Consider the following 15983-nt stretch of genomic DNA (forward strand, 5'->3'; position numbering starts at 1 on the left):
GCGAGCAGCATACGCGAAATGCCGCATTAAATCAACGGCCGTTGATAATCTACGGCATAGGAGCAAGGAGTCAGCATTGAGCGATCACGCTGCGGAGGAGCAGATCTCGCTCCCGACTCGCGCACTGGTGCTGTCGACAGTCGGTACTGACGGTGCACTGCACGCCGAGCCGATCTTTGTCATGTCGGCCTTGCTCGGCCACAGCGACAAGGCGGTGCGTGACTGCCTGGCTCGGCTTGCCGGCGAGGGGCTCCTCGTTCACGATGCAGGGCGGGGCCGCGGCGCCAGCTACCGCGTGACTGCTGCGGGCCGTGCGGTTATCGAGAGCGACATCGGCTGGGCCGCCTACGCGCATCGCGTCGATGCAGGTCTCGAACCGTGGGATGGATGGTGGCATCTCACGGCATTCGAAGTGCCCGAGCGGCGCCGAGCTGCCCGCGATGCCCTGCGTCGCTTGCTCATCGAGCTCGGTGCTGCACCGATCCAGTCGGGGCTGTACGTGCACCCGCACGACCTCTTCGATCTGGTGTCCCAGCTCGCCGAGCATCTCGAAGTGCCTGATGCGGTGCGCAGCTTCGTCACGCCGTCGATCCGCACAGGCCTCGTCGCGGCCCAGGGCGCCGAGCCCACAGACGACGATCCGGCGGAGTTCGCAAGACGCACTTGGCCCCTCGATGAGCTCGCCGATCGCTACGGCGTTCTCGAACTCAGGCTCGCAGCGATCGAAGCGGATGCCGACCGCCTCGGCGGCGAGGAGCTCGCCGCTGCCATGTTCGCTGCCACTGCGGAAGCGGAGGCGATCCATCGCGACGACCCGCTGTTGCCCGCCCGAGCACTGCCCGACGACTGGGCGGGAAGCCGGGCGCGCCGGGCGTTCATGGCCGCTCACGCCGCAGTGAGCGCCCGCAGCGAGCTCTACCGCAATTCGCACTCGATGTCGTCATTCGTCGCCGAGATCGTCCGGTCGCTCGACGAGACCTCCGAGCAGTTCTGGCAGCGCTGGTGGCCCAGATTCCTCGATGCCTACCGGGCCAAGCTTCCCCCGGCCGCTACCGGCCTGGCACAGCGAGACTGACCGGCATAGAGCGGGGTGCAGAGGGACAGATGCTGCGCTAGAAACGCACGCGGCCGGGGCGGGTGCCCGGCACGTCGAATCAGGAGAGCGCAGTGAACGATCCCGTACGAGTTGCTGTGACCGGTGCAGCGGGCCAGATCGGCTACAGCCTGCTGTTCCGGATCGCCTCGGGGGCCATGCTCGGCCCCGACCAGCCCGTCGAGCTGCGGATGCTGGAGATCCCCCCGGCGATGGGCGCGCTCGACGGCGTGATGATGGAGCTCGACGACTGCGCGTTCCCGCTGCTGGCGTCACGCGCCGGCACGTCGGATCCCAACGAGGCCTTCGAGGGCGCCGACTACGCGCTGCTGGTGGGCTCGATGCCTCGCAAGGCCGGCATGGAGCGCAGCGATCTGCTCGAGGCCAACGGCGGCATCTTCACCACCCAAGGCAAGGCGCTCAGCGACTCGGCCAACCCGTCGGTGCGGGTGCTGGTGGTGGGCAACCCGGCCAACACCAACTGCCTGATCGCCATGCGTAATGCGCCCGCCATCGCCGATGGGCAGTTCACCGCCATGACCCGGCTCGACCACAACCGGGCCGTCGCCCAGCTCGCCGCCAAGGCCGGCGTGTCGGTGAATGACGTGACCCGCATGACCATCTGGGGGAACCACTCCGCCACCCAGTACCCCGACATCTTCCACGCCGAGGTGGGCGGTCACAACGCCGCGGCCCTGGTGGACGACCAGGCGTGGCTGGAGGACGACTTCATCCCCACCGTGCAGCAGCGCGGCGCTGCGATCATTAACGCCCGCGGCGCCTCCTCGGCGGCGTCGGCGGCGTCGGCCGCGGTGGATCACATGCGGGACTGGTCCTCGGACACGCCCGGCGGCGACTGGGTGTCGATGGGCATCCCGTCCACCGGCGACTACGGCGCCCCCGAGGGCATCATCACCTCGTACCCGGTCACCGTGTCGGGCGGCCAATACCACGTCGTGACCGGCCTCGACCTCGACGACTTCAGCCGCTCTCGCATCGAAGCCTCCTGGGCCGAACTTGTCGATGAGCGCGACACCGTCGGAGGCATGGGCCTCCTCGGCTGAGCCCTCAGCACATGCGCCGGCCAAGAGCCGCGTCGTCGAGGATACGCAAATGGTTTAGTTCTGCATAAACTCGCTTGCGATGGCGCCGAGTGCTGGAGGCCGCATATGAAGACCACCGACACCAGCAATTCGGACGACTTCGAAGAGGTCGCCGACATCCTCGACGGACTCGACCTCACGCACGCGGAACGATCGCAGATTGAGGACAGGACAGCCGGCCTGCTCGCGTTGGACGCCTGCCTCAAGAGCCTCCGGGTCGCCGCCGGAATCCGCCAGACAGATGTGGCACGGGCCATGGACGTCACCAAGTCCGCCGTTTCCCAGCTTGAAGCTCGCGGCATGCTCGAGGCCAAGCTCAGCACTTTGACTCGCTACTTCGCCGGCCTCGGGTACCAGATGGAAATCACCCTCACGCCCATCGACGCGTGAGCTCATAGGCGACACTGGCTCACGGAAGACACGGGGTCATGCGAGATCGGGCTCGCTGGCAGCGACCCGGTGCGCGAGCGACTGGTAGCCGCCGGCTTCCTCGATGGCTTCGCTGAGCATCGCCCTCAATCCGCCACGGCCTGCGGGCACCACCACCAGCGCGGCGCCAAGATCGGCGATCTCGACTGCGCCGCCGTCAGCGATTCTCCAGTGGCGGCGTGTCTCAGCCGGCAGTGTCATCCGACCACTTGCCGAGACTTGATACTGCGCAATTGCCATGGCGTCACTCTTACAGGGGAGACGTATGTCGCTGCAAGCGCACGTGTTCACGTAGGGCAGAGTGCGCTGTTGGGTGAGCTTGGGGTTGCGATGTGCCCATCGCTGGCCGGCGCAGCGGCCACCTACATTCGCTGGCCAAGCGGTCGAGCCGTCCCGGCGGAAGGATGCTCGTGAGAGAACTGACCCTCGACGACATCGACGACTTGGCGCTCGGAGCCACGCTGCTCGGCACCGGCGGAGGGGGAGACCCCTACGTGGGCAAGCTGCTGGTCTCCCAAGCCATCGCCGACCACGGACCCGCTCGCGTCGTGAGCGCCGACGAGCTCCCCGACGACGGCCTGGTGCTGACCACCGCCATCATCGGCGCACCGACGGTCATCTTGGAGAAGATCCCCGCCGGCACTGAGTTCCGGTCGGGCATCCAGGCACTGGCGGCCTACCTGGGCGAGGACCCAGTGGCGCTCATGCCGATCGAGGTGGGCGGCGTCAACACCCTCGTGCCGATCGCCACCGCCGTCGAGATGGGCCTGCCGGTGGTCGACGCAGACGGGATGCGCCGCGCCTTCCCCCAGATCGAGATGACCGTCTTCACCCTGCACGACCTGCCCGCCGGCCCGCTGTCGATCGCGGACGAGAAGGGCAACATGTGCGTGTTCGAGGCGAACACGAACCAGATCGCCGAATCGCTCGCCCGCGCCGCTGTCATCCAGCTCGGCCTCGCCGACGCCATCAGCTGCTACCCGATGAAGGTGGCTGACGTGCGGCGGGCCGGCATCGCCGGCTCCATGAGCTACTGCACCGAGGTCGGCAAGCGGCTCGCTCACGTGAAGCTGGGTGCCGAAGGAGCGTGGGACGAACTCCTCGACTACACCGATGCGGCCCACGTCTTCAGCGGCAAGGTGATCGACATCGACCGCCGGACCACCGAAGGCTTCGCCCGCGGCACGGTGGTGCTTGAACACCTCGACGATCCCGGCCGGACAATGCGCGTCGAGATTCAGAACGAGAACCTTGTTGCGTTCGAAGACGGCGACGCCGTGGTCACCGTGCCCGACTTGCTCTGCCTGCTCGATTACGAGTCGGCCGATCCGATCACCACCGAGGGACTGGCCTACGGCCAGCGCCTCAATGTGCTGGCCATGCCGTGCGCACCCGAGTGGCACCGCGACGGGATGTTGGACCTCGTGGGGCCCAGGGCCTTCGGATACGACATCGACTACGTCGACTTCCGGGAGCGTGCGCGATGAAGGAGATGAAGGACCTGCGGCTCGGCGTCGACGTCGGGGGAACGAACACGGATGCCGTCGTGGTGGACGGCAACGGCCACATCATCGTCGAGACGAAGACCGCGACCACCCCGGATCCCATCGACGGCATCATCGATGCGATCACCACAGTCATCGACCAGATCGACGACACCTCCCGGCTGGGCAAGGCCATGCTGGGCACGACGCACCCGACGAATGCCATCATCCGGCGCCGCGACCTGGACCGGGTGGGTGTACTCCGGCTGGCGGCGCCTTCATCGCTGGGCGTACGGCCCAGCGCCAACTGGCCGGAAGACTTGCGAGATCTGGTCATCGGGCGCAGCCAGATCATCGAGGGCGGCTTCGAGTACGACGGCACGCCGATCGCACCCCTCGACGAAGACACCATCCGCCGGTTCGCCGGCGAGTGCGCGGGCGACGTCTCTGCAGTTGCGGTGTCGTGCGCATTCAGCCCGGCATGCACCGACCATGAGCTGCAAGCCGCAGCGATCATCGAAGCCGAATGCGGAGCCGATCTGCCGGTCTCGCTGAGCCACACGGTCGGATCGCTGGGCTTGCTCGAGCGTGAGAACGCCACGATCCTCAATGCATCGCTGCTGACAGTCGCGAGGCGGGTGGTGAACGGCTTCCGTGACACGCTCGCCGACCTCGGACTCGACGTCGAGAGCTTCCTGACCCAGAACGACGGGACGCTGATGACGGTAGAGGAGGCAGACCGCTACCCAGTGCTCACCGTGGGCTCAGGACCGACGAACTCGATGCGCGGGGCGTGCGCGTTGGCGAAACTGACCGATGCGCTCGTGATCGATGTCGGCGGCACCTCGGCAGACATCGGCATCCTGGTCAACGGCTTTCCTCGTGAGTCCACTGCCGCTGTGGAAGTCGGCGGAGTGCGCACCAACTTCCGCATGCCCGATCTGATCTCGGTGGGCCTGGGCGGCGGCACCATCGTGCGGCACGATGGCGAGGCCGACGGCGATGTGTCCGTAGGCCCGGACTCGGTGGGCTACCGGGTCATCAGCGATGCAATGTGCATGGGCGGCCCCACGCTGACGCTCTCCGATGTGTCGTTGGCGATGGGCCGGCTGGACGGGTTCGGCGATCCGTCGCTGCTGGGCGGCGTCGAGAACGAGATCTGCGAAGCGGCGATCGCCTGGGTCGACGAACGGATCGGTGTGCTGGGCGAGCGGATGAAGGCATCCAGCACACCGCTGCCGCTCATGGCCGTAGGAGGCGGCGCTCACCTAGTGCCGGCGGAGCTGGCGGGCTTCAGCGAGGTCATCTGGCCACCGCATCACTCGGTGGCGAACGCCTTCGGCGCGGCTATCGCCGAAGCCGCCGGATCGATCGACAAGGTGTACAGCTACGACGCCACCAGCCGTGAGGACTGCCTGCGGAGCGCCCGCGAGGAAGCAACAGATGCCGCCATCCGTGCTGGCGCCAACGCCGGCGAGGTGCGGATCACGAGCGTCGTGGAGATCCCGATGACGTACGTGCCGGGCGGCGGGTGCCGGGTCATCGTCAAGGCGGTCGGGCCGCTCGCCGCGTGAGCCACGCCGGGGTCCGCGTCGCCGACGCTCACAACGACCTGCTGCTCGCGGTCCTGCATCAACGAGAACGCGGCCGTTCCGACCCCTTCGGGGACTACTGGCTGCCGCAGCTGCGCTCCGGCGGCGTGGACCTGCAGTTCCTGCCGATCTTCACCGAGGACCAGCACGTCGGCGAGGGCGCCTTGCGGCGCGCCTTGCTGCTGCTCGAAGAAGCTCGACGCATCGCTCACGTCCACGCTGCCGATGTCGCCATCGTCGAGACCCCATCTGATCTCGAACAGGCGCTGGAATCCAACCGGATCGGACTGCTGCTTGCCCTCGAGGGCTCCGAGCCGCTCGGCGCTGATCTCGAGCTGCTCGAGACGTTCTTCCGGCTCGGCGTGCGCAGCATGTCGATGACGTGGAACCGTCGCACGATGATGGCTGACGGCGTCGGCGAGGCCGCCACCGGTGCTGGGCTGACCAGCCTCGGCGCCGATGCTGTGGCCGAAATGGAACGGCTCGGGATCATCGTCGACGTGAGCCATCTCTCGGCGGCCGGCGTGGCCCACGTGTCCGAAATTGCGACCCGTCCCTTCGTGGCGACCCATTCGTCGTGCCAGGCGCTGTGCGGCCACCCGCGCAATCTCAGCGACGAGCAGATGCGCCAGATCACAGCTGCCGGCGGAGTCATCGGCATCAACGCGTTCGGCGGCTTCCTCGCTGACGAGCAGCCTGCGCTGGCCGACTATGTGGCGCACATCGCCTATGCGCTCGACGTTGCGGGCGATGGGGCGGTCGGTCTGGGCCCGGATTTCATCGACGATCTCCTGCACACGATCGACCCGATTCTGGGCGCAGGCCTCGTCGATCCTGACCGCCTGCCGCTGGTGGACGAGTTGCGCTCGCCGGCCGATCTGGCGCCGCTCGTCGAGCTGCTGGTGGCGAAACTCGGCCCCGAGATCGCGTGCCGTGTCGCGGGCGACAACTGGATCGACTTCGTCCTGGCCAATCTGCCGTCCCGTCGACCGCACGAGGTCGCGGAGAATAGAGCTGCCGGGGCCGCCGACGCCTAGGAGCCAGAGTGTTGCAATCCAGCGAGCAAGCTCGACCGCTGACTCTGCGGCAACTGCTGGCGGCAGGCGTGCTCGGCGAGTCGCATGTCGTGGCCGGTGCCAAAGGGCTCGACAGTGTGGTTGCCGATATCGCCGTAACCGAGCGTTGCGACCGGACGACGCCGATCTCCAGCGGGCTCCTGGTGGTGCTGGACGCGAGTTCGCTGGCGCCGAACTCCTACGCGCTGGACATCGCTCTGCGCGCGGTGCGCGATGGCAGCGGCGCCGGACTGGTGGCGGTCAACGCCGTGGCAGCACCAGGACTCGCCACGCGGCGATTGGCCGATCGCTTCTCCACGGCCCTCGTCGAGGTCAGCACGCCCGATGTGCTGTCGATGGCAGCTGCGGCACGCGAACTGCTGCTGCAGCCCACCGTCCGTCAAGCAGCGATGGTGTCCAAGCTGCTGCATGGCCTAATGGGCACCAAGACCGTGCCGGACACGCTGGCGCTGGTGACCGACGTGCTAGGCCGACCGTGCTCGCTGGTAGAGGCCACCGGCGCGGTGGTTGCCGGTCCTGATGTCACCGTCGAAGCCGGCGCGCTGCGACAGAGTGCTTTCAGCTCTCCCCGTGTGGGTGGCGAAGGCGCGGCGGGCATGACGTGTCCTGTGATCGTGGTACCGGGCGAGCCGGCCCGCTTCTGGCTGGTGTGTGTACTCGACGCAGCCGACGAGGCATTCATGGGCACCGGGCTGGAGCTGATGGGCGTGGCGTCGTGGGCGGTCGGCGCCTATCTGGTTCGGGATCGGCTGGTAATGGAGCGCGACGCTCGTCACCGGCTGGCGCTGCTCAACGAGATCGTGGGCGGCGGTGAATTGCCCGATGAGACCGTGCTGGCGCAGATGGCCACCGCCGGCTGGTCGGCCGCGGGATGGGTGACTGCCTTCCACGTCGAGGTGTCCGGCGCGGTCGATGCGGCATGGGTGCTGGTGAACACCGACACGCTGGGCGAGCTGCTGAGCGCCTGCGGCATCGACGGCCCCTTGATCGAGCGCACCGACGGCTGGTCGGGCTGGGTCAGCGCTCGCGCGGAGCCCCCCGTGGAGGAATACCGTGCGATGACGCGCCGGCTGCGGGACGCGGTCACCCAGCTCACCGACGAGGCTGCCGAAGTCATGGCGCACGGCGGGGTCGGGCGGCCGGCGACGGGCCTGCCGGGCCTGCGCGCCAGCCTGACCGATGCGCGCCAAGCCGCAACCTTGGCTGGTGCTGGCGGCCGACGGGTCGCTGTGCGACACATCGACGAGCTCGGCATCCAGCGGATCATGCTGGGCTGGTACGGCTCCGCCGATTTTGGCCGGGTCGTCGATGCATTCCTGGCACCGCTGGCCGCAACCGACGCCGACGAAACACTGCTGCGGACGCTGGAGGCATACCTGGACTGCCAGTCGTCAGCCACCAACACAGCGGCCGTGCTCGGCGTGCACCGCAACACTGTGATGAAACGGATCGACCGCATCTCTGAGGCGCTCCACGTCAACCTCGCCGACCCTGATCAGCGTCTGGCTCTGCAGCTCGTGATGCGCAAGCACCGGCTGGACCGGACCCAGCAGTGACAGGACCCCGAGACGCGGCCGATGTCGTGGTCATCGGCGGTGGTATCGCCGGAATCTCGGCTGCGTTCGAACTCGCCGGGACTGGTCACGAGGTGGTGCTGGTGGAGCGCGAACCGACGCTGACCGCGCACAGCACGGGCCGATCTGCCGCCCAGTTCCTGGCCTCCTACGGCGAGGCGACCAATCGACGGCTGAGCGCGGCCTCTCGGCAGTTTCTGGACTCGAACGCCGACGGGCTCGCTGACAGCGATGTGCTGCTGCCGCGCAATGTGCTCTGGGTCGCTCCGGCACGGCACGAGGCTCAGCTTGAGGAGCGTCTGCGGGCCAATGCCACCACCGGCACGCCCTGTGACCGGCTCGATGTCGACGAGGCGATGCAGGTGTGCGGGGCACTCGATTCCGCATGGGTTGCTGGGGCTGTGCTTGAGCACGGCGGGTTTGACATCGACGTCGCGGGTCTGCACCAGGCCTACGTGAGAGGTGCCCGCTCGCGTGGGGTCAAGATCTTGCGGCAGCACGGTGTGCGCGGCCTCGCCTCGGCTGGCGACGGCTGGCGGGTGGACACCGATGCGGGCGAGTTCAGCTGCAGAGTCGTCGTGAACGCGGCCGGCGCCTGGACCGACGAGGTAGCTGCGCTGGCTGGTGCATGCAAACTTGGCATGCGCCCGCTCCGCAGGACCGTCTTCACCTTCTCTACGAGCTATGACTGCGACAACTGGCCGCTCGTCATCTCGGCCGACGAGAGCTTCTACTTCAAGCCCGAAGGGCCAGGGCAGCTGCTGGGATCTCCGGCCGACGAGCACCCTGACCGACCGGGCGATGCACGGCCGCGCGAGGTCGATGTCGCGCTCGGCATCGAGGCCGTCAACCGGGCGACCACGCTCTCCATCCGAGCCGTTCGCTCGACATGGGCGGGATTGCGGACGTTCTCGCCCGATAGCGTCCCGGTCGTCGGATTCGACCCGTACGTGCCGGGATTCTTCTGGTGCGCCGGCCAAGGCGGGACCGGAATCCAGACAGCGCCGGCTGTTGCCCGGCTCACGGCTGCCCTCATTGGGGGCGAGATTCCTGCTGGCGACTTGGGGGCGCTCGAATCGCAACTCAGTCCAAAGCGCTTTGCCGCCGTCTAGCTGCCTCCCTTACGTGAAGCTCCGCCTCGGGCATGCGTGATCTGCACCACTAGGGCCTCCAATCGCAGCGATCTGCCCATTGAGGGGCGAAGTCCTCCTCCTTACGTTCGCCTCCACAGGCCGGAACGAGGCCCTGAGGGGGGATCCGATGAAGGCACGCACCTTGATGAGACTGCTCGGCGCGGCGCTTGCGCTGATGCTCGTTGCCGCCGCATGCGGCGACGGTGACGACGACGGCGGCGCAACGACCGATGTCACCGCAGCGCCCACGCAGACCGCCGCGGAACCCGCTGCGAGCGAAGACGAGCCCGACGCCACCGCGGACACCGCCGCGACCGAAGCCGACGACAGCGCCCCGGCAACCACCGCGGCACCCGCCGAACCGGCCGACGAACCCGATCCCGAGCCGTGGCGCATCGCCTACCTCTCGGCTAGCTCAGCCAACACGTTCCTGCTGGCATCAGTCGGCGAGATGCAGCGGCTCGCGGACGAGAACAACATCGAGTTGGTCGAGTTCGACGCCCAGTTCAACGCCGAGCTGCAGACCACCCAGCTACAGGACGCCATCGCCAGCAGTCAGTACGACGGCATCATCCTAGTTGCCCTCAACGGACCCGGGCTCGTTCCCGACGTCGAGTCAGCGCTGGCGAGCGGCCTGCAGGTCGTGCTCTTCAACCAGATCGTCGGCGACGATCTCTCGACGAACGAGCCGCAAGTCGACGGCATCGCAGCCTCGGTGATGGCGCCTCCGGTTGTGACCGGCGAACGCGCCGGCCGACTCACGATCCAGGCATGTGAGGGACTCGACCCCTGTCGCGTCGTGTACCTGTTCGGCATCCGGGGGATCCCGCTGGATGTGGCGCTGCGGCAGGGCTTCGACAGCGCTGTTGCCGGGCACGCCAACATCGAAGTAGTCGCTGAAGGCGAGGGCCTGTACCTGGGGCCCGAGGGCGGCATCAACGCCATCCAGGACATCCTGCAGGCGCAGCCAGAGTTCGACGTGGTGGTCGGCGCCGACCAGTCGCTGCAGGGCGTTGAGCTGGTGTTGACCGACGAGAGCAAGCTCGACGGTGTCGCCCTGATCGGCTTGGGCGGCTCCTCACCTGCGATCGAAGGCGTGCGCGACGGCCGCTGGTTCGCCACCGTGTACTACGCGCCAGCGAGCGAAGGCCGCCTGGCGATGGAGGCGATGATCGCCGCCCTGCGCGACGGCACCATGACCGGCGGCATCGACCCCAATGCCAACTTCCTCGATGAGGGTCTGGTCACTTCCGCCAACGTGGATCAGTTCACTGCGGAGTGGGATGGGTGATCGTCGAGCCGGCTCAGGGCCCAGTCCAAGCACCGGTCCACATTGAGCTGACGGGCGTCTCCAAGCGATTCGGATCGACGCAAGCGGTGGACGGCGTGAACCTCGCCGTCCGCCGCGGCGCGATCCACGCCCTCGTCGGCGAGAACGGTGCGGGCAAATCCACGGTCGGCAAAGTCGTCTCGGGGCTGTATGGCCCCGACAGCGGTTCCCTGGCTGTGAACGGTCGGCCGGTCCGGTTTCGGTCGCCGCGGCACGCCTTTGACGCCGGCATCACGGCCATTGCCCAGGAACTGGCGCTGGTTCCCGACCGCACCGTGGTGGACAACGTGTTCCTCGGCGTGGAGGCCACGCGATGGGGATGGGTGCGACCCCAGGAGTCGCGCAGGAGGTTCCGGGCGCTGGCTGAGCGCACTGGCATCCACGTCGATCCCGCCGCGCGGGTGGACGACCTCAGCGTTGCCGACCAGCAGTGCGTCGAGATTCTGCGAGCAGTTGCGCGCCGTACCGAGTTGGTGGTGATGGACGAGCCCTCGGCCCGGCTCTCGATTGCGGAGCGCGATCAGCTTCACCGCTTGGTCCGTTCTTTGCGCGATCAAGGCATCACCGTGCTGTTCATCTCGCACTTCTTGGACGAGGTGCTGGCGTTGGCCGATGAGGTGACGATCATGCGCGACGGGCGGGTCGTGCGTACCACGACTCCATCGTCGGAGACGGCTGATTCGCTGGTCGAGGCCATGATCGGCCGGCAGCTCGAGGCCACGTTCCCGCCGAAGCCTGCACTGCCTGACCTCGTTGGCATGCCCGCGCTGCGTGTGCGGGGACTGCGGTGCACAGGTTCGGCCCGCGAGGGCTCGCCGGCAGGCCTGGATCTCGACGTGGCTGCCGGTGAGATCGTCGGCATCGCCGGATTGGTCGGCTCAGGTCGCACCGAGTTCTTGCGAGCGATCTATGGGGCGGATCCTGGCGATGGCGGCGAAGTGGTGGTTGGCACACAGTCCCTGCGGGGTTCGCGTCCAGACCGGGCTATCCGAGCGGGTGTGGGCCTGATCCCTGAGTCGCGCAAGGACCACGGGCTGCTGATTGAGCGCAGCGTCCGCGAGAACGTCAGCCTGCCTCATCTGGCACGGATGACCCGAGCAGGCGTCGTCAACCGCATCGCCGAGCGCCGCTTCGTCCGGGCCGCAAGCACCGATGCCGGGGTGCGCGACGGCGGCATGGAAACCCCCATGCGGCTGCTGTCAGGCGGCAACCAGCAGAAGTGCCTTTTCGCACGCTGGCTGGTGCCGGGGCTGCGGGTGCTGATTGCCGACGAGCCGACCCGCGGCGTCGATGTGGGCTCCAAGCGCGCCATCTACGACCTCATCGCATCCGCTGCCGCAGACGGTCTTGCCGTGCTGGTCGTATCGTCCGATCTGGAGGAACTGGTGGGCCTGTGCCATCGCATCTTGGTGATGCGCGACGGCAGCTTCGTCGGCGAGTTCACCCACCCTGACCTTGACGAGGCCGAGTTGCTGCGCCATGCCTTCGGCGAAGCCTCCCTGAGCGCAGCGACGTGAGGGCGGCAGGGCCTGCCGTGGCCGATGCCGCAGTATCCGTTCCGTCGACATCGGGTGCCAGGCACCAGCTCAACGTGCTGGCGCGTTTCGGCATCGTCTGGGTCACCCTTGCGCTCTTCGTCGTGCTGGCCATCACGACAGACGGCTTCCTGACTGCTCCGAATCTGCGCAATGTGCTGGATCAGCAGGCGACCCTGCTGATCGCAGCCTCGGTCGCAACGCTCACCATGATCGCCGGCGGCTTCGACGTGTCGATCGCCGCAGTGGCGGTCGTAGCGCCGCTGGTTGCGCTGCGGGTCGAGAACGCCACCGGTTCGGTGGTGGTGGCGCTGTTTGCCGGGTGCGCCTTCGGTCTGGCGGTGGGGCTCGCCAACGGGTCGATCGTGGCGTTCGCACGCATCAACTCATTCATCACGACGCTGGCCATGTCGTTCATCGTGTTCGGACTGGGCTACATCGTGAGCGAGCGCAGCATCCTGAGACCGGTCAGCGAGAACTTCCGTGACATCGCACGGACGCGCGTGCTGAGCCTGACCACAGCGACGTGGATCTCGCTCGCCGTGGTGGCAGTGGCGTGGGTTGCGCTCGCAGGCACCCGCTTCGGCCGCCACGTATACGCAACAGGCGGCAACGCAGAGGCAGCGCGACTCGCAGGTGTGCGCACCCGGCGCATCGTGGTGTCGGTTTTCGCCCTGTCGGGGCTCGCAGCCGGCCTGGCCGGTGTCGTGGCGGCCTCCCGCACGATCAGCGCCACCCCCTCCGATGACTTCAGCTTCGTCTTCGGCGTCATCGCCGCCATCGTTGTCGGCGGCACATCGATCGCCGGTGGCACCGGTGCCGTGTGGAGGACACTGCTCGGCGCTCTCTTCATCGCCTTCATGGTCAACGGCTTCAACCTGCACCAGGTCGACCCGATCTGGCAGCGAGTCATCCAAGGCGTTGTGATTCTTGTTGCGGTCGCCGCTGACGCTTGGTCCCGTTCCCGCCGATCCTGATTTCTGACTCTTCATTGCATACGAAAGGACTCACCATGAAGATCCACATCGTCGTTCCGATCACCTCGGACACGTTCAACGAACAGATCACCCTTGAAGCTCGAAGCTTCGTCGGGCCGGAGATCGACATTGAGGTTTCGAATCTGCGCTACGGGCCGGCCTCCATCGAGTCGTTCTACGACGAGGTGCTGGCGGGCCCAGCAATTGTCGAGGAGGTGGGCCGCGCAGCCGACTCCGGGGCGGACAGCGTGTTCATCACCTGCTTCGGCGACCCGGCTGTGCCTGCGGCCCGCGAGCTGGTGGACATCCCCGTCGTCGGCGGTTTCGAACCGGCCATAGCGACAGCGCTCACGTTGGGTGCTCGCTTTTCGGTCATCACCGTGCTGGAGAACGTTGTGCCCATGATCTCGGATCTCGCGACACGCATGGGCATCCGAGAGCGCATGGTCTCGGTCGAAGTGGTGGACACGCCTGTCCTCGAATTGCACGACGGCGACGCCCTCCTCAAGAGTCTCTCCCAAGCGTCACACCGTGCCTTGGATCAAGGTGCCGATGTGCTGGTGCTGGGGTGCACTGGCATGCTCGGCGTGGCAGCGGCACTGCAGTCCCAGCTCGCAGCGGAGCGCGTGAGGGTTCCCGTTGTCGACCCGACCGGTGCTTCGCTCGGACTCCTGCTCACACTGCACTCGATGGGCTTAAAGCCGAGCCGGCGCACCTACATGCCCCCGCCTGACAAGGAGCGCGTCAGCGCCTGAGGGGAGTTCCACCGCTCTTGGGCACCGGCTGCAGGGAGTCATCGCCGGCTGCGCCAAGAGCGAAGTCGATTCTGAGGCCACCACTATGCTGGCGCCATGGCATCGGCGCCAAGCCTCGGCACGGCGGACTGAGTGTGCCTACAGCTTCCACACTGACGCCTTCGGCGAGAATCCAAGCGCTCATCAACGATTTCGTGGCGGAGGGAGGCTCCAGGAGCGTCGTCGTGCGTCTGCACGAGCCGTTCGATCAGGAATGGTCGGCCAACGCAGAGTTGCGACATCCTGCAGCGTCGCTGCTCAAGGTGCCGGTCGTCGCTGCAGCACTGATAGCGGGTGCAGAGGGACGCCTGTCACTCGACGAGCGGATCGATCCCAAGATGCTTGAAACAACGGTGTATCCCACCATTCAAGCTGCATTCGACGGTTCAACGCTGTCTCTTCGAGAGATAGCCGCGTTGTCGATTGTCACGAGCGACAACGCGGCGGCATCGGCAATCCTCGACGCCGTCGGCGATGCCGCAATAAAGGATTTCCTCGAGCGCGCAGGTTGTCGCGATACTGATCCGGTGCCTGGCTTCAGCGATGCCGACTTCGAGAATCTGCGAGGTGCGTACACCACGGCGGTGGACCAGTATCGAATTCTCACCCAGGTGTGGTCGAGTCGGAGGCTCGGAGACCTGCGCAGGTGGCTGACCAACAACTTGCGCAATACGCGGCTGTCAGCGCGGATCGAGCCCCCGCGAACGTTTGCGCACAAGACGGGAACTCTCTGCGACGTCGCTCACGATGTCGGAATGCTGTCGACGCCGCAGTGCCGGGCATCTGTGATCGTGCTGACCTCCAAGGAGACAGATCCGACAGCCGTGGCGTACAAGATGGCGGGACTCGGCTCTCAGATGGCGGACGAACTCGACTGCCTTACCGCCGGCTGAGGAATGGCTGACTCTCCCGGCAGGGACCGAAGGCAGACATCACGAACCGCGTACATCTGGGCGGCGCTGGCTTGTGCGATTGGCCTGCTGCTACTGGTGGCGTTCGATCCGGTCGACGCACTGTGGGGCCGGATCCTCAAGCTCCTCGGGCAGGCGCTCTTCGCGGCTGGCGTGGTTGCGATGACATTCGGTTGGATCTCGGCTGAAGAGAGCGCCGTGCGAATGCGCACGGTTGTAGAGGGGATCATCAGGTCGGCGCTGTCGCCGGTCGTCAGTCGCGTCGTGGGCGACGCAATTCGAAATCGCAGTTGGCGTTGTCACCTAGAGGCACCTAGCGAAGATGACGGGTACCCGGATTTCGCGTATCAAACGGTCGCTGTCTCTGCTTTGCTGCCCGACTGTCCGAGTTCGCTGCGCTTTCTCTGTATTGCCCAACAGTCGCCCGACTGGCGGGCTTACAGCGATTCCAGCTACCAATTCCGATGGGAGGTTGAAGAAGATCTCGACCCGCGTGACCCTGAGGTTTTTCGTGTCGACGAACTGCGAATCGACGGAGTGAGACACGAGGTGACTCCACGGCAGTCCAAAGACGGTGCTTGCGAGTACGTGTGCTCCACGCCGCGAGACCAGCGGGGCAGGGAAGCACAGGTCTCATTCGTGGTAACCGTGCGGAAATTCATCGGTGCGAACGACCGGCTTCACATTGCCACCAAGGTCTTCCGCGACGTTCAGGGCGCTGAGTTCTCACTGTCGGTCGGGGAATCAATGTGTGTAGCGGAGATCTCAGTTGGCACCGATGGCATCACTCCGCTGAGCGGCGGTGAACTCACGTACGACACTCGCCGTATCACTGCCCCAGATAGTTCTCCAGTCGAAGTTGCACTGCGAATCTCCGAAGCGATCCAACGAGACAGTCAAGTCACTTTTGCAGTCCGTCGGCGATGAGGGTGATTCCGCGCCGATCCTCGAC

General features: G+C 66.6%; 15 protein-coding genes. 14 read left to right on the top strand and 1 reads right to left on the bottom strand.

Translation table 11 applies throughout. The annotated features are described in order from the left end of the window. Nucleotides 1-76 precede the first annotated feature (76 nt). The 3 genes from ACOQPE_RS06645 (at nucleotide 77) to ACOQPE_RS06655 (ending at nucleotide 2586) form a co-directional block, all read left to right on the top strand. On the top strand, nucleotides 77-1075 hold the full coding sequence (locus ACOQPE_RS06645; protein WP_420611048.1) for a PaaX family transcriptional regulator C-terminal domain-containing protein: 999 nt from the start codon (nucleotides 77-79) through the stop codon (nucleotides 1073-1075). Nucleotides 1076-1167: 92 nt separating this feature from the next. Then, the gene (locus tag ACOQPE_RS06650; protein WP_420611049.1) at nucleotides 1168-2157 is read left to right on the top strand and encodes a malate dehydrogenase; all 990 of its coding nucleotides are present in this window, start codon (nucleotides 1168-1170) and stop codon (nucleotides 2155-2157) included. A gap of 105 nt (nucleotides 2158-2262) precedes the next feature. Continuing rightward, on the top strand, nucleotides 2263-2586 hold the full coding sequence (locus ACOQPE_RS06655) for a helix-turn-helix domain-containing protein (protein WP_420611050.1): 324 nt from the start codon (nucleotides 2263-2265) through the stop codon (nucleotides 2584-2586). Between the two features lie 36 nt (nucleotides 2587-2622). Here ACOQPE_RS06655 and ACOQPE_RS06660 read toward each other — a convergent pair whose 3' ends face one another. After that, on the bottom strand, nucleotides 2623-2826 hold the full coding sequence (locus ACOQPE_RS06660) for a hypothetical protein (protein WP_420611051.1): 204 nt from the start codon (nucleotides 2824-2826) through the stop codon (nucleotides 2623-2625). 209 nt (nucleotides 2827-3035) lie between these two features. Here ACOQPE_RS06660 and ACOQPE_RS06665 point away from each other — a divergent pair, with 209 nt between their 5' ends. The 11 genes from ACOQPE_RS06665 (at nucleotide 3036) to ACOQPE_RS06715 (ending at nucleotide 15958) form a co-directional block, all read left to right on the top strand. After that, entirely contained in the window at nucleotides 3036-4112 is a 1077-nt protein-coding gene (locus ACOQPE_RS06665) for a DUF917 domain-containing protein (RefSeq protein WP_420611052.1), read from the top strand. Continuing rightward, the gene (locus tag ACOQPE_RS06670; RefSeq protein ID WP_420611053.1) at nucleotides 4109-5683 is read left to right on the top strand and encodes a hydantoinase/oxoprolinase N-terminal domain-containing protein; all 1575 of its coding nucleotides are present in this window, start codon (nucleotides 4109-4111) and stop codon (nucleotides 5681-5683) included. Before ACOQPE_RS06665 ends, ACOQPE_RS06670 begins: the two co-directional genes overlap by 4 nt. Further along, nucleotides 5680-6738, top strand: coding sequence for a dipeptidase (locus ACOQPE_RS06675; RefSeq protein ID WP_420611054.1), 1059 nt, complete (start codon nucleotides 5680-5682; stop codon nucleotides 6736-6738). Before ACOQPE_RS06670 ends, ACOQPE_RS06675 begins: the two co-directional genes overlap by 4 nt. 8 nt (nucleotides 6739-6746) lie before the next feature. Beyond that, nucleotides 6747-8333 carry a PucR family transcriptional regulator gene (locus tag ACOQPE_RS06680; RefSeq protein ID WP_420611055.1) on the top strand — a complete coding sequence of 529 codons (1587 nt, stop codon included), beginning with the start codon at nucleotides 6747-6749 and terminating at the stop codon, nucleotides 8331-8333. Then, entirely contained in the window at nucleotides 8330-9463 is a 1134-nt protein-coding gene (locus ACOQPE_RS06685) for an NAD(P)/FAD-dependent oxidoreductase (RefSeq protein ID WP_420611056.1), read from the top strand. Before ACOQPE_RS06680 ends, ACOQPE_RS06685 begins: the two co-directional genes overlap by 4 nt. A gap of 148 nt (nucleotides 9464-9611) precedes the next feature. Beyond that, complete coding sequence (locus ACOQPE_RS06690; RefSeq protein WP_420611057.1) at nucleotides 9612-10775, top strand: sugar ABC transporter substrate-binding protein; 1164 nt, start codon at nucleotides 9612-9614, stop codon at nucleotides 10773-10775. After that, entirely contained in the window at nucleotides 10772-12331 is a 1560-nt protein-coding gene (locus ACOQPE_RS06695; RefSeq protein WP_420611058.1) for a sugar ABC transporter ATP-binding protein, read from the top strand. Before ACOQPE_RS06690 ends, ACOQPE_RS06695 begins: the two co-directional genes overlap by 4 nt. After that, nucleotides 12328-13326, top strand: coding sequence for an ABC transporter permease (locus ACOQPE_RS06700; RefSeq protein WP_420611059.1), 999 nt, complete (start codon nucleotides 12328-12330; stop codon nucleotides 13324-13326). Before ACOQPE_RS06695 ends, ACOQPE_RS06700 begins: the two co-directional genes overlap by 4 nt. Nucleotides 13327-13361: 35 nt before the next feature. Next, the gene (locus ACOQPE_RS06705; protein ID WP_420611060.1) at nucleotides 13362-14081 is read left to right on the top strand and encodes an aspartate/glutamate racemase family protein; all 720 of its coding nucleotides are present in this window, start codon (nucleotides 13362-13364) and stop codon (nucleotides 14079-14081) included. A 224-nt stretch (nucleotides 14082-14305) separates the two neighbouring features. Continuing rightward, entirely contained in the window at nucleotides 14306-15013 is a 708-nt protein-coding gene (locus tag ACOQPE_RS06710) for a serine hydrolase (protein ID WP_420611061.1), read from the top strand. A 96-nt stretch (nucleotides 15014-15109) separates the two neighbouring features. Further along, entirely contained in the window at nucleotides 15110-15958 is an 849-nt protein-coding gene (locus ACOQPE_RS06715; protein WP_420611062.1) for a hypothetical protein, read from the top strand. The last annotated feature ends 25 nt before the right edge of the window (nucleotides 15959-15983 follow it).

Source organism: Candidatus Poriferisodalis sp. (assembly GCF_965219595.1).
Classification (GTDB): Bacteria; Actinomycetota; Acidimicrobiia; order Acidimicrobiales; family Poriferisodalaceae; genus Poriferisodalis.